The organism is Neobacillus sp. S1115, assembly GCF_055385565.1.
In genome coordinates this window covers 5,530,539-5,544,208 of the sequence record NZ_AP038275.1, presented here as the reverse complement: position 1 = coordinate 5,544,208, position 13,670 = coordinate 5,530,539, and the positions used below count along the sequence as shown (strand labels likewise).

The following is a 13,670-nucleotide window of genomic DNA, read 5'->3' as shown; positions in this document are numbered from 1 at the left end:
TTGACAAAGATTACCTTAGATAAAAAAATGGTCGAATATGCGGTGTATGGTGGCGCCGTTCTTGGCGGCGGTGGCGGAGGCTGGATCGAAGAAGGTCTGCAAATCGGCAATCTGGCTGTCGAGGTTGGGCAGCCTAAGCTTTATACCGTGGATGAACTGCAAGATGAAGATTTGCTTGTGACCGTGTCATTAGTCGGGGCACCGGCAGCCAAGGATAAATTTTTAAAGCCAATTCATTATTCAAGAGCGCTGGAGCTGCTTTCGCAAAAAATTGGCCGGCCGATACAGGGGATTATCACAAATGAGAATGGCGCCGGAACATCGGTGAATGGCTGGTTTCAAGCAGCTGTAACAGGCATTCCGGTCATTGATATCCCTTGTAATGGACGGGCCCATCCAACTGGCTCGATGGGGTCGATGAATCTCTCTGAGCTGTCCGATTATATTTCCCATCAGGCGGCTGTTGGCGGAAAAGGTGCGAACTTTATGGAACTAAGTTTATCAGGTTCCCTTGATAAGGTAGCTACAATGGTCCGGAAAGCTTCTGTAGAGGCTGGAGGTTTGGTGGCTGTTGCGCGAAACCCGGTAACGGTTGCCTATGCCAAAGCGAACGGGGCACCGGGTGCAATCCGCCAAGCTATCGAAGTGGGTGAAGCCTTATTAAGCCATGTTGGCGAGTCCGCCATTGATGCTGTAGTCAGAAAGCTTGGCGGCAGGGTTGTCACCGAAGGGATTGTCACGGATTTCACGCTTGAAACAACAGGCGGGTTTGATGTCGGTACTGTCATCATCAATGATTCCTATGAGTTAACCTTTTGGAATGAGTACATGACGATTGAGAAAAATGGCGAGCGTTTCGCGACATTCCCAGATTTAATCATGACCCTTGATGCAAGAACAGCGGAGCCGATCGTTACTGCTGCCATGGCAAAAGGGAAGCAAATAGCGGTTATTGCCGTACCAAAGGAAAACTTAATTTTAAGCAGCACGATGCAAAACGAAAAGTTAATGAAGCCGGTTGAGGACGTGCTGAAAAAGTCAATTCTGCAATATTGCTTTTAATAGATTAGGAGGTTACAAGAGTGGTACTAAAACAAACTTTAACAGCGATTGATGTATTGGATAATGCATATGTGTCAGGAGAAACGGTAAAGGAATTATTCCAGCCATATCCAAACGTTACCGTTACGGTTCAAACGGTGACTGGTGAAAAGGGCAGCACTGATTTTATTAAAATTGTGATTCCAGGATCAAATGGAAAAAGCAATGGTGGAGATGCGCTAACCTTTGGTATCGTTGGACGCCTCGGCGGAATCGGCGCTCGTCCGAACCGAATCGGTCTTGTATCTGATGCGGACGGAGCCGTATCAGCGGTTGCCTCTGCATTAAAGCTTGCGGACATGCAGGTAAAAGGGGACACCTTGGTCGGTGACGTGATTGTCACCACACATATTTGCCCAAATGCGCCGACACGCCCACATACACCGGTTGATTTTATGGATTCACCGGTTGATATTTTAACCATGAACAGATATGAAGTGGTACCGGAAATGGAAGCTATTTTATCCATTGATACAACAAAGGGTAATCGCGTTATTAATCATAAGGGGATTGCTATTTCTCCAACAGTTAAAGAGGGTTATATCCTGCGGGTGAGCGATGATCTATTACGCATAATGGAGATGGCAACAGGTCAATTGGCTGTGACATTCCCAATTACGACCCAGGATATTACGCCATATGGCAATGATTTATACCATATTAATTCTATCCTGCAGCCGGCTGTCGCAACAGAAGCTCCGGTTGTCGGTGTGGCGATTACGGCTCAATCCATCGTACCTGGCTGCGGTACAGGCGCAAGCCACGAAACGGACATTGCCGATGCCGTTCGCTTTGCTGTAGAAGTGGCCAAGGAAGCTACAAACGGAACCTGTGAGCTGTACAGCAAGGATGAATTTGCAAAAATCACAGAGTTGTATGGTTCAATGAAACAACTGCAGACCATGGGGCAGAAGGCTTCTCAGGTTTAATTTAGAGAAGGGGGGCGAGTGCCCTCCTTTATTTTTACTTTAGGGGTGAAGAGTTGGAGAAATTGGGTATGATTACGATTGGGCAGGCACCAAGGACTGATGTAGCCCCAATCATTGAACGATATTTAGAGAATCGGGCAGAACTCGTCCAGGTTGGCGTCTTAGACGGAATGACCAAGGAGTATGTGGAAGAGCATTTATTTCCGGAAGCGGATGATTATGTGCTGACATCGCGATTAGTGACAGGTGAATCTGTTGTGATGTCTCGGGAAAAAATACAACCGATTTTACAAAGGAAGATTGATGAGCTTGAGGGAATGGGTATCAAGCAAATTCTTCTGTTATGTACAGGTGTGTTTCCCGGCCTAACAACGAAGGCTTCTTATTTGATTGAGCCGGACCATATTATTCCGCCTGCGGTAAAAGCGATGGTTGGCGGCCGAAGGTTTGGTGTCATCGTGCCGCTTCCTGAACAAAAGGCGAACCTGAAACCAAAATATACTCCATTCGGGCTTGATCCAGTATTTGCGGTAGCTTCTCCTTATAAAAATGATCCTGCGGGCTACGAGGCAGCGGCAATTGAACTAAAAGGTAAAGTGGATATCATTTTGCTTGACTGCATGGGCTATACAGAGGAAGCGCGGGAACTGGCGGTGAAGGCTTCAGGCTTGCCAGTTATCCTTTCAAACGCAATTATGGCAAAATTAGTATCAGAAATGATTTAAATAAAAAAAGGATGATCATAAATGAAAGAGCAGTTAGTAGAAGTTAGCCAAAGTGTATTGGAAAAATGTTTGGGACTGCAAGAGGGCGAATTGTTTCTTGTTGTCACTGACGATGTCAAGAAAGAGCTTGGAGAGGCGTTATATGAAGCAGGTAAAAAGCTAGGCGCAGAAGCAATGATTGTCGTGATGAAGGAACGGCAGAAGTCAGGGGAAGAGCCTCCTGTCTCGATTGCGGCCGCGATGGTGGAAGCGGATGTGGCGGTCTGCATTACGCAGCATTCCTTAACACATACCCAGGCACGCAAACAAGCGGCAGCAGCTGGTACAAGAATCGCTACGATGCCGGGGATTACGGAGGATATGTTTTTAGAAGGCGCCATTTCTGCTGATTATACAAAGGTTAAAGAGCTTACTGAAGAGGTTACGGAGCTTTTGACGGAAGGGCGCGAGGTCCTGATTGAGAAGGACGGGTATAGCTTATCTTTCTCTATTGAAGGGCGTAATGGGGTTCCGAGCACAGGCATGTATTTGAATAAAGGTGAGTCCGGGAACCTACCTTCAGGTGAGGCTTACATTGCTCCTGTTGAAGGAAGTGCGCGTGGTCAAATTCTGATTGATGGTTCGTTGGCGGGAATCGGCCGTTTGGAAACGCCGGTCTTATTAACCCTTGAAGAAGGGCGTATTGTGAATGCTGAAGGGGATGACGCTGGCAGATTATTGGAGATTCTGGGAGACGGAGATGGAAGATGTTTGGCCGAATTCGGAATCGGTACCAATGACAAAGCCCGCATCACAGGAGTTGTACTGGAAGACGAAAAAGTCTACGGCACCATCCACGTCGCCTTCGGCAGCAACAACACCTTCGGCGGCACCATCTCAGCCGGCGTCCACATCGACGGCGTCGTCAAAAACCCAGCCTTCTACATCGACGGCAAACAAATCATAATATAAAGTGATGCATGGGGACGGTTCTCGTGCATCATTTCGCAGTGACGGAGGCAATGAATGGGGGCATGAGCCCATTCTGATAAAACGGTAATTCATTAAAGTAAGGCAGGGGGATTTTCCATTTCTCTCTGCCATTTTTTCAACAGGGGGTATGTTTTCATGCTGCAAGAGAAGATTTCTAGTAGGTTGGCATTAGAGGGAATTAAACTTTCAAAAGATTTGATTAACGAAACGATTGAAGTACTTACAGCCCATGAATCTGTACGAGGTTTTCTTCCGAATCCGCTTCCGGAGGGGGCTTTGCAGGCTATTACTACTGCCGCACGAAGCGCCCCAACCTCTTCCAATCTTCAGGCATACAGCATAATCGTGGTAAAGGATGAGCAAAGAAAGAGCAGGTTAGCTGCATTATCGGGAAACCAAAGTTTCATCAAGGAAGCACCCGTTTTTCTCATCTTTTGTGCAGATATCTTCCGATTAAAATATGTTACTGAAAGACAGGGCTATACGTTTTCTGCCAAGACGCTAGAAATGTTTTTGCTTTCATCCGTAGACGCTGCTTTAGCGCTGCAAAATGCTTTAGTAGCGGCTGAATCTTTGGGACTCGGTAGTGTCCCGGTAGGGTCTATTCGGAACAATCCAAAGGAAGTTATGGCGGAACTAGGTTTACCGGAGGGTGTTTATGCAGTCGCAGGTTTAGCGATCGGTTTCGAGAAAGAGGGGATGAGAAGGGGTGTAAAACCACGGCTTCCTGAACAAGTCACGGTTCATGCTGAAACTTATTCAATAGAAGAAATTGATACTTATTTGAATGAATATGATCAAATTATGATTTCAAGGAGAACGTATGATGGAAGAAGGGTCTCTTTGGCGGGAGAACCTGAAAAGCACGGGATGGATTACGGATGGTGCGAACACACGGCACGAAGATGCACAAGACCGGAAACCATCGCGGCCTCAGCAAGCTTACGAGAAAACCTAAAACAAATTCTTGAACAAAACGGCTTTTCCTTTAAATAAACATGAAGCACGGGGACGGTTCTGATGCCTCACTATTATGAGGCACAAGAACCGTCCCCATGCATCAAAAACCCCTGTGAGCTTAGGCCCCGGGGGTTTCGTTTATGTGGAAGTTTTCGTTTTCAGCTGCTTTCTGCATTGGCGGGGCGGCTTTTTGTTTTTTGCTCATGAAGAAGAAGACGCCGAGCAGGACGAGGAGGCCGCCGGCGATTTGCCAGCCTGATAGTCGCTCTCCGAGTAAGATGACAGCCAAAATGGTGCTGCCGACTGGTTCGCCGAGAATACTCATCGAAATGGTTGTCGCGTTCACATAGTTTAATAGCCAGTTATTAATTACATGGCTAAGGCTCGGAACGATGGCTAGCAGTAGGAAAATCCCCCATTCCTTCGGTGGATAATCGAGAAACGGCACTCCGGCCCACAGATTATAAACAACAAGCACAATCCCCGCACAGAGGAACACGCTAAAGCTGTATATCCAGTGGGATACATTTTTCACGACGGTTTGCCCGATAAATAAATAACCGACCACCGCGATAACGCTGAAAAAGGAGAGAAGATCGCCACGGATGGCATCAGCGCTTAAACCGAAGTCTCCCCAGCCAATCATCATTGCTCCGATGATTGCAATCCCCATTGTGGCCAGTGCGGAAGCAGTCGTTCTTTCTTTAAAAAGAAAAAATCCGCCTACCAGCGAAATAATCGGCTGCAGTGCGAGAATGATGGTCGAGCTTGCAACCGTGGTTAACTTTAACGAGCCGAACCAAAGAACAAAATGCAGGGCCAGAAAAACTCCGGAGAAAAAGAGCATGGCGCCATTCTTTGGACTCACTTTTTTAAACTCCTTGCGTTTCACCCAGACCATCGGTGCCAATAACAAACTGGCAAACAACATTCGGTACATACTTAAAATTGAAGCTGGCGCGTCGGACCATTTCACAAAGATAGCCGAAAACGATATGGCAATAATGGATATAGTGAGCGCCAGGCTTATGGATTTTGAACTTATAGATTGTTTCATTGCTGCTTCCTTCCTTGATGGTGTTTTGAATGAACTCTCACAAATCTATTACTATTATCGCAGATATTGTTCGAAATTCGTAGACCTTTATTTTCCATGTCCAAAACCAATCAAGGGGGGAATTAATTCTCAACAATAACTATTTAATCTCATTTTATGGTAAGTAATCTTTTGTTCGAGCTTGCACTGCAACTCATAGTCAAGACAGTCTGCAAGCAACAGCTCATGGTAATTCACCCTAAACAAGTGCCACTCTTTTTTGAATTTAGCTAATAATGTATTCATTCCATTTTCAACCCCTTTTCTATTGTCATAAATCGCAGGAGTCCGTATTCGGGAGCTGGCTAGCATGGTGATCGGAATGACCAATGACCTTAGCCCCTGTAGCTTTGCGTCGCCATTTTTCAATGGGTTTGCCTTTTCGTACGATTTATGGATTTACTACTATTTTGACGATGAACAACTTGTCTCAGCAAGTGTTTTCCCGTTTTTTATATTGGGAAAAAATTATTCTTGGACTTTTAGAATCATGATATCTACCCGCCGGTTGGCCTGCCGGTGCTCTCCTGTGTCATTCGGATACAACGGCTTTTGCTCGCCAAAGCCGGCAAATTGTAATTTATCAGAAGAGATGCCATTTTGCTCGAAAAAGTAAAGAACGGACAAAGCACGGGCAGACGACAATTCCCAGTTCGACCTGAATCTGCCCCCAGTAATCGGGACATTATCCGTGTGGCCCTCAATGCTGATAGGGTTTTGCACTCCTTTAATCAAATCCAGCAAGTCACCCAAAATTGCAGGGGAATTTCCCTTCAATTCGGCGCTGCCGGACTCAAACAAAATGACATCCTTAAGGGAAAGTTTGATTCCCTTAGGCTCGTCTTGAACGGTGATGACCTTCTCCAAGCCGCGTGCCTCGATATAGCTTTGAATATTCTCCATCAGGCTATGCAATTTTTCATTCTCTTCCTGTTTCTCTTCTTCGCCGGCAGTTTTTTCGAGCGGCTTCACCGCAGGCGAACTGGCATTTTCTTTTAAAATCAAACTGCTTCCTTTGCCGCTCAAAGCTGAATTCATCGAAACCATGATTTGCTGCAACTTTTCGGAATTGATACTGCTCGAAGCAAATAGGACGATAAACAAAGCAAGCAGCAGGGTCAAAAGGTCCGCGTAAGGAATTAACCAGCTTTCGTCCATATGCTCTTCATTATCTTGCAGTCTCCGCCTCCTCACCGTTCTATTCCTCCTTTCTTACAAGATATCCTAGTCAAAACGCAGCCTCTATTTTTCCAGGGTTGAACTCACAGTCTTACAGACTCTCAACCTCTTTCACAACCATTTCCTCCTGTTTCAAACGTGCCTTTGTTGGCAAATAAACAGCAAGCTTTCGTTCAATCAATTTAGGTGTTATCCCTTCCTGGATGGCAAGGAGTCCCTCCATCATCATCAATTTCAGGTCCTGCTCTTTTTTCGCTATGCGCTTCAGTTTATTGGAGATCGGATGCCACAGGACATATCCAGAAAAAATCCCTAGAAGCGTTGCGATAAAGGCGGCGGCAATCGAGTGTCCGAGTTTGTCCATGTCCTGAAGATTTCCGAGCGCCGCAATTAAACCAACCACAGCACCCAAAACGCCTAGTGTCGGCGCGTACGTCCCCGCCTGGCTGAAGACGAGGCTGCCGGCCTTGTGCCGTTCTGCCGCTGCTTCCAGTTCACTGAACAAGATTTCCTCCATTTGGTCCCGGTCACTGCCGTCAATAATCATTTCAAGGCCATTTTTTAAAAAAGGATCCTCGACGGACTCGGCGATTTCCTCCAATGCGAGTACGCCTTCGCGTCTAGCCACCATCGACCACTCCACCATCATCTCGATGACTTCGTCTTGGCTCGGCAGCTTTGGCTCAACAAAAGCAATTTTCAACAGCATCGGAATTTTTTTTATTTCACTTATGGGAAATGCGACAAACAAGGCAGAGATCGTTCCACCAAAAATAATTATAAAGGCGGCGGGGTTCGCCAACGCTTCAAACGACGCGCCTTTTAATACCATCCCTACACCGATAGAAACGATAGCCAGAATCAAACCGATAAATGTCGTCATAAATTTCTCCTTTTCTAATGATTGCTAAAATTAATAATTTATTGTAATTTAGTTTTACAAATATCGACAATCACAAACTTAAGCGTTTGGAAGGTGTTTTCCCTTGAAAGTTAGTAACGGATTTGGTGTCACAAACGAAAAAATGTTTTTTCCAAAAGAAACGAAGCAAGCTGAATCATCCTCATTCCAACAGATTTTGACAGATTCAAAGACCAATTTGGTAAAAGAGCAGCTAAGCTCCCTTTTAGATGGGATTCAAAAGCAAGGGGAGCGATTGGTTCAGTCACGAACGGCTGCTGATCTTCAAAAATATAAGAAATTAATTCAATCCTTTTTGCAGGAAGTTGTAAAAAATGGCCTCTCTTTAGAAATAACGGATTCTTTCACGTCAATGAATAGGGGGAGGAGACTAAAAATTATTAAAGAGATTGATAGAAATTTGTTGGAGCTGTCGAAGGAAATTTTAGAAAAAGAGGATGCAAATATTCAATTGCTTAATAAGATAGGGGAAATCAAAGGCCTGTTAATCGACCTCTATCTGTAATTTTGACACCAAAGGATGAAAATAATGAAAAAAATCCTAACGCTAAGTGTAGTTCTTGTGTTATTCATCGCGGGCGGTCTTTTTTACTATCAATATCAAAAAAATAACCCTGCCAGCTCACAGGATAAGACGCTGGATCAGCTCGCTAATCAGACCATTCAAACGAAGCAAATCAGCACCAACCTTAATTCGGAAAACCTAATTCAAGTTCAGTTTTCGATTGAAATGGATTCCAAGAAAACGTTGAAGCAATCAGAAAAAATAAAGCCAATCATCGAAAGTGACATTATCAAGATTTTGTCTAAATCAAATAAAGACGATTTTAAGGATATTGCTGCCTTCGAAGGAAAAATCAAAGACAAGCTTAACGAGCGGTTCTCTGATGGAAAAATTATGAACGTTTATACAACGGAACTGTTGATTCAGTAAAATTTTTAAAAAAGGAGAATGACGATGCTTAGAGGGATCGACACGGCGGCGTCCGGCATGATTGCCTTGCAAAGAAGGCAGGAGGCATTGACGAATAACTTAGCCAATATTGAAACGCCAGGCTATAAAAAAGTGGATACAACCTTACGTTCTTTCCCGGAGGTTTTGCTTGAGCGGATTCATGACTCTGGGAATGGCAATGGCTCGAATCCGACAGGCTTCTCCTTGGTTGGGTCGCTGCAGCAGGGGGTCTATGCACAGGAAAATATCTCGAGCTTTATGCAGGGGGACCTTGTGAGCACAGACAATCCTTTAGACATGGCCATTGATGACCGAGCTTTGACGGTGCAAAATGGGCAAAAGCCTGGTGCGTTTTTCGCTGTCGAGAACGGTGCTGGTGAAGTCCGCTATATCCGAAACGGCAGGTTCACGGTGGATGAGGCGGGACAGCTTCGCACAACGGAAGGATATGCGGTGCTAAACCCTAATGGCCATCCAGTTCGGACGAGTGCGGAATTGGCCGGCGGTGATGTTTCTGTTAGTGCGGACGGGGAGATTATTCTTTATCCGGATGACCTTTCTAGGAGGACGGTTCTGGATCGGATTGGGCTTGTTTTGATCCAAAATCCTAATGACCTGATCAAGGAAGGAAACGGTCTGTTCAAGCTGCAGGGAGGCGGAAACCCACCGCCGTTATTGACCGAATTGCCGGCCGGTGTGCAACTGCGTCATAAGATGATTGAAAAATCGAATGTCGACCCTACGATGACAATGACGAACATGATGGAAAACGTCCGTATTTACGAAGCTAATCAGAAGGTTTTGCAGGCTTATGACAAGTCTTTGGAGCTGTTAAATTCGATTGGTAGAGTGTAATTTACACTGGTTTCTAACGAGTTTTACGGGGATTTTTTATGAAGGACGGATCATGTCGCGGTAAGCAGGGAAATGTCCTTCATCGGGCTTATGAAGGCCAAAACTAGTCGCGGCAAGTAGGGAAATGTCCTTCATCGGGTTTATGAAGGCCAAAACGAATCGTGGCAATCGGGGAAATGTCCTTCATCGAGGATATGAAGGCCAAAACGAGTCGTGGCAGGCAAGAAAATGTCCTTCATCGAGGTTATGAAGGACAAACGGGGCCGTGACAATCAAAAAAATGTCCTTCATCCTCGCGCCCCTCATGGACACACAAGCAAAGGAGATGAATCTCATGAATACATCGCTATATATCGCCACAAGCGGCTTAAATGCCTATCAGAAAAAGTTAGATACGATCGCCAATAATATGGCCAATGCCGAAACTACCGGATTCAAAAAAAGAGAGGCATCCTTCGAAGAAAACTTGGCGATTTCCATCGATAATCAGAAGGCTGCCAATCGCGAAGTCGGCAGATTGACCCCAAACGGGATCCGCACAGGCTTTGGGGTGCACATCACTGCAGCACAGTTGAATTTGGAACAGGGGGCAGCCAAAGCCACCAACAACCCTTTGGATTTTATGATCAATGGAAAAGGATTTTTTCAAGTGGGGAAAGGGAACGATGTGTTCTATACCCGTAACGGGTCATTCCAGCAGGGCCCGACAGGGAATGGCACATACCGGTTGGTAAACGCAGACGGCTGTTACCTTATGGACAGAAACGGGGCCCCGGTGGAAATCCCAGAAGGAGCCGCATTTTCCGTTAATGAAAATGGCGTTATTTCGCCGACGAACCGGCAGATAGCGGTTGTGGACTTTGTGAATCCTCAGCAATTAATCCACCAAGGTGGAAATGTCTATCGGTTTACAGGTGGAGCGAATGAAGTGCTAGGTAATCCGGCTGCGCAAATTCGTCAGGGCTATCTTGAAGCATCCAATGTCGACTTGAGCAAAGAAATTACGGACATGCTGACAACACAGCGCGGCTTCCAGTTTAATTCCCGATCCATTTCCTTCGCCGATCAAATGATGGGGATTGCTAATGGGATTATTAGAAGTTAATCTTTACAAAAAAAGAGCCGTTTTCCGCGGCTCTTTTCCAGTTAAATCACGATTTTTTCTTTACTTTTCTCCCAGAGGACCTTAAATAGCTTTTGTTCTGTTTTTTCATCTAGCGGATGAAAATGAACCCCGTATTCATAAAAATCATTTTCCAAAATCTTTCTTCTGCGGATCTGACCGGTCAGTGTGAAGGATTCCCGCAAGAAGGCAAACTCGATCGTTATTTCATCGATTTTACCAATATCGACCAAAGAATGTAGCTTCATTCCGGTGATGCTGATATCGCGAATCAGCCCTTTGTATTCCGGTTCCCCTGAAGAAGAAGGATAGAACCAGCAATCCTGATCCAGTAAGCTAAGCCGGAAAGCTGTCCGGCGATTCGGTTTTTTCGGAACAACATGTTTTTCTTTTTGAAAAAAGGTTCTCCCTGCATATAAAATAATAATCAATACCACTATACTTAGGCTAAGGATAATATGTGTCGTACTCAACTATGATTCCCCTTAATATTTTCTCAATAATAAAAATTTACCATTCAAAACCAAATCTGAAAAGGGGCTAAACACTTTTGAAGAAATGGCCGTTAATAAATTATAAAGAATGAAGCATGGGGACGGTTCTCGTGCCTCAATGAAGCACGAGAACCGTCCCCATGCTTCACCCGGAAAGGAGCCGGTCGTATGAAAATTAATGATTTTAGCCGTCTGCAGGCTTATCAGTCATATAAAAATCAGGTTAATAAGACGCCGCAGCAGGATGTGAATAAGAAGGTTCAGGTAGATAAGGTGGAGTTTTCACCTGCTGCACAGGAAAAAATAAGCGCAGAACGAGAAAAGCGTATTGAAGAATTGAAAAAGCAAATTGAGGGCGGCACGTACAAGGTGGACAGCAAGAAAATTGCCGAGAAATTATTGGATTCTTGGGACAGAGGGACGGATCAATGAAATCGGTTGAGCTGTTAAAAACAATCCTGCAAGAAATGATTACTGTCTATGAAAATCTGCTTACGGTTGGGAAGGAAAAGCAGGCAGCTCTTATTAAAGGTGACCCCGAGCAGCTGCTTGCTGTTTTTCCAAAGGAATCTGCTTTAATCAAAGAAATCAGCCACCTCGAGGAGCGTCGTCAGCAGGAAACCAATTCCCTTCAGATGGAGACTTTAAGTGAGTTAATCGCAGAACATCCATCTGCGGAACTTTCATTCTATCAAACCGAGCTTAAAGCAAAATTAACAGAATTAGAGAAGCAGCATGAGTTGAACAGCCAGTTAGTGCAGTCTTCACTAGAATACATTAATAGCATGCTGTCATTGTTTACCCAAAAACAAGAGCAGCCGCTGACTTATTCAGCAAAAAATTACATGCAGGCCAACACATCGAGAAGCTTTTTCGATGCAAAAGTGTAAGGGGAGGGTGCGAGATGACTTCAACATTTCATGGAATTGAAATTGGCAAACGGGCGATTTTTGCATCATCCACGGCCTTAAGTGTAACCGGGCATAATATCGCTAACGCCAACACCGAAGGCTACACCAGACAAAAAGCCATCACCGAAGCATCCAATCCGCTTACCTACCCTGGCATGAATTCGGGAAAAGGACCGTATCAGCTGGGAACCGGCGTGGATACAAAGGAAATCACCCGGATCCGGGATTCTTTTTTGGACGGACAGTTCCGGACGCAAAACGAGCAGCTTGGGTATTGGAATGTGAAACAGGATACACTGTCAAAAATCGAACAGACCTTAAACGAACCTTCCGATAATGGCCTGCAAGCAGTCTTTGATCGCTTTTGGCAATCCTGGGAGGATTTATCGAAGGAGCCGGACAGCTTATCAGCTAGGGCAGTGGTCCTATCCAATGGCACCGCGCTGGTGGACCGTTTCAATCAAATCTCCAATTCTATCGATCAATTAAGTCAAGATTTAAAAAATAATATCTCAACGAAAATGACCGAAATGAATAATTTGGCCAAACAGGTCAGTGGGTTAAATACGCAAATTGCAAAAATGGTCGCTTCCGGACAAGAGCCTAACGATTTAATGGACAAACGCGATTTGATGATTGACCAGCTTTCAAAATTGGCTGACATTGAAGTGAAGCCTGCGGCGGGCGGAATGGTTGATATTTTTATAGGCCAAGAGTATTTGGTCAATGGTGATCAAAGCAGCACAGTATCCTTTGACAGCTCGAATAACCAACCATTGCTGAACGGGCAGAACATTTCCTTGAAATCTGGGGAGTTGGCCGGCATGGTGGATTCTTTAACGCAGGATATTCCTTCTTATATGGGAAAAATCAATGAAATGGTGACGGTATTCAGTTCAGAAGTAAACAGCATCCATGCCGGTGCCAATGCCATGAATCTGGATGATATTCAAAATCGAAAAATAGATCCAAACGCCGCTCTGGAGCAAATCCCGTTTTTTGTGACGAAGGCTGGTACCTCTCCGACTACGGCAGGTGACATCATGGTTAACCCACTGATTACAGCTTCCTTGAATAAAATCGCGGCGGCACAAGAGGCCAGCGCAGGGGACGCGCAAAACGCCAATCAGTTAAATGACTTAAAATTTAAGGTTCTTTCTTTTTCCAATCAGTCTACTACCTTGAATCAATTTTACCGGACGCTGGCAGGCGAGATTGGCATTAAAACGCAAGAGGCACTGCAGATGGAAAATAACGCGGACTTGTTAGTGCAGCAGGCAGAAAACCGCCGCCAGTCAGTATCAGGCGTTTCGATTGATGAAGAAATGACGAACATGGTCCGGTTCCAGCAATCCTATAATGCTGCATCACGATACATATCGGTCATGGACGAGGTATTGGATAAATTAATAAACGGAACGGGTCGTGTAGGAGTTTAGTCATACGCG

At 45.1% G+C, this 13,670-nt stretch carries 16 protein-coding genes and 1 riboswitch; of the genes, 12 read left to right on the top strand and 4 right to left on the bottom strand.

Annotated elements, in window-relative coordinates; translation table 11 throughout:
* The 5 genes from ACZ5B7_RS27220 to ACZ5B7_RS27200 all read left to right on the top strand — a co-directional run bounded on the left by ACZ5B7_RS27220 (position 1) and on the right by ACZ5B7_RS27200 (position 4,723).
* The gene (locus ACZ5B7_RS27220) at positions 1-1,062 is read left to right on the top strand and encodes a DUF917 domain-containing protein (protein WP_464491695.1); all 1,062 of its coding nucleotides are present in this window, start codon (positions 1-3) and stop codon (positions 1,060-1,062) included.
* Positions 1,063-1,082: 20 nt separating this feature from the next.
* Positions 1,083-2,030 carry a DUF1177 domain-containing protein gene (locus ACZ5B7_RS27215; protein ID WP_464491694.1) on the top strand — a complete coding sequence of 316 codons (948 nt, stop codon included), beginning with the start codon at positions 1,083-1,085 and terminating at the stop codon, positions 2,028-2,030.
* Between the two features lie 53 nt (positions 2,031-2,083).
* Positions 2,084-2,755, top strand: a complete 672-nt coding sequence (locus ACZ5B7_RS27210; protein WP_464491693.1) for an AroM family protein — start codon at positions 2,084-2,086, stop codon at positions 2,753-2,755.
* A gap of 21 nt (positions 2,756-2,776) precedes the next feature.
* On the top strand, positions 2,777-3,706 hold the full coding sequence (locus tag ACZ5B7_RS27205; protein ID WP_378585985.1) for an aminopeptidase: 930 nt from the start codon (positions 2,777-2,779) through the stop codon (positions 3,704-3,706).
* Between the two features lie 156 nt (positions 3,707-3,862).
* Positions 3,863-4,723, top strand: coding sequence for an NADPH-dependent oxidoreductase (locus ACZ5B7_RS27200; protein WP_464491692.1), 861 nt, complete (start codon positions 3,863-3,865; stop codon positions 4,721-4,723).
* Between the two features lie 82 nt (positions 4,724-4,805).
* Here ACZ5B7_RS27200 and ACZ5B7_RS27195 read toward each other — a convergent pair whose 3' ends face one another.
* From ACZ5B7_RS27195 to motA, 3 genes are all read right to left on the bottom strand, one after another.
* Positions 4,806-5,744, bottom strand: coding sequence for a DMT family transporter (locus tag ACZ5B7_RS27195; protein ID WP_464491691.1), 939 nt, complete (start codon positions 5,742-5,744; stop codon positions 4,806-4,808).
* Positions 5,745-6,076: 332 nt separating this feature from the next.
* A riboswitch (cyclic di-GMP riboswitch) is annotated at positions 6,077-6,172 on the bottom strand.
* A 79-nt stretch (positions 6,173-6,251) separates the two neighbouring features.
* Complete coding sequence (locus ACZ5B7_RS27190; protein ID WP_464491690.1) at positions 6,252-6,977, bottom strand: OmpA family protein; 726 nt, start codon at positions 6,975-6,977, stop codon at positions 6,252-6,254.
* 76 nt (positions 6,978-7,053) lie between these two features.
* Complete coding sequence (motA, locus tag ACZ5B7_RS27185) at positions 7,054-7,845, bottom strand: flagellar motor stator protein MotA (protein WP_464491689.1); 792 nt, start codon at positions 7,843-7,845, stop codon at positions 7,054-7,056.
* A gap of 103 nt (positions 7,846-7,948) precedes the next feature.
* Between motA and ACZ5B7_RS27180 the strand changes: the two genes are divergently transcribed.
* The 4 genes from ACZ5B7_RS27180 to ACZ5B7_RS27165 all read left to right on the top strand — a co-directional run bounded on the left by ACZ5B7_RS27180 (position 7,949) and on the right by ACZ5B7_RS27165 (position 10,799).
* Entirely contained in the window at positions 7,949-8,389 is a 441-nt protein-coding gene (locus ACZ5B7_RS27180; RefSeq protein WP_464491688.1) for a YaaR family protein, read from the top strand.
* A 24-nt stretch (positions 8,390-8,413) separates the two neighbouring features.
* Positions 8,414-8,818, top strand: coding sequence for a flagellar basal body-associated FliL family protein (locus ACZ5B7_RS27175; protein WP_464491687.1), 405 nt, complete (start codon positions 8,414-8,416; stop codon positions 8,816-8,818).
* A 24-nt stretch (positions 8,819-8,842) separates the two neighbouring features.
* On the top strand, positions 8,843-9,694 hold the full coding sequence (locus ACZ5B7_RS27170) for a flagellar hook-basal body protein (protein ID WP_464491686.1): 852 nt from the start codon (positions 8,843-8,845) through the stop codon (positions 9,692-9,694).
* 334 nt (positions 9,695-10,028) lie between these two features.
* Positions 10,029-10,799, top strand: coding sequence for a flagellar hook-basal body protein (locus ACZ5B7_RS27165; protein ID WP_464491685.1), 771 nt, complete (start codon positions 10,029-10,031; stop codon positions 10,797-10,799).
* A gap of 41 nt (positions 10,800-10,840) precedes the next feature.
* Here the strand turns inward: ACZ5B7_RS27165 and ACZ5B7_RS27160 are convergent, their stop codons facing one another.
* The gene (locus ACZ5B7_RS27160; protein WP_464491684.1) at positions 10,841-11,290 is read right to left on the bottom strand and encodes a PilZ domain-containing protein; all 450 of its coding nucleotides are present in this window, start codon (positions 11,288-11,290) and stop codon (positions 10,841-10,843) included.
* Positions 11,291-11,479: 189 nt separating this feature from the next.
* On the opposite strand from ACZ5B7_RS27160, the gene flgM reads away from it, so the two are divergent.
* Genes flgM through flgK form a run of 3 tightly spaced genes read left to right on the top strand, consistent with a single transcriptional unit; the run spans position 11,480 to position 13,661 of the window.
* Complete coding sequence (flgM, locus tag ACZ5B7_RS27155; RefSeq protein WP_464491683.1) at positions 11,480-11,743, top strand: flagellar biosynthesis anti-sigma factor FlgM; 264 nt, start codon at positions 11,480-11,482, stop codon at positions 11,741-11,743.
* The gene (locus ACZ5B7_RS27150; protein ID WP_464491682.1) at positions 11,740-12,201 is read left to right on the top strand and encodes a flagellar protein FlgN; all 462 of its coding nucleotides are present in this window, start codon (positions 11,740-11,742) and stop codon (positions 12,199-12,201) included. Before flgM ends, ACZ5B7_RS27150 begins: the two co-directional genes overlap by 4 nt.
* Positions 12,202-12,215: 14 nt before the next feature.
* Positions 12,216-13,661: a flagellar hook-associated protein FlgK gene (flgK, locus tag ACZ5B7_RS27145; protein WP_464491681.1), complete on the top strand. Its 1,446-nt coding sequence runs from the start codon at positions 12,216-12,218 to the stop codon at positions 13,659-13,661.
* The last annotated feature ends 9 nt before the right edge of the window (positions 13,662-13,670 follow it).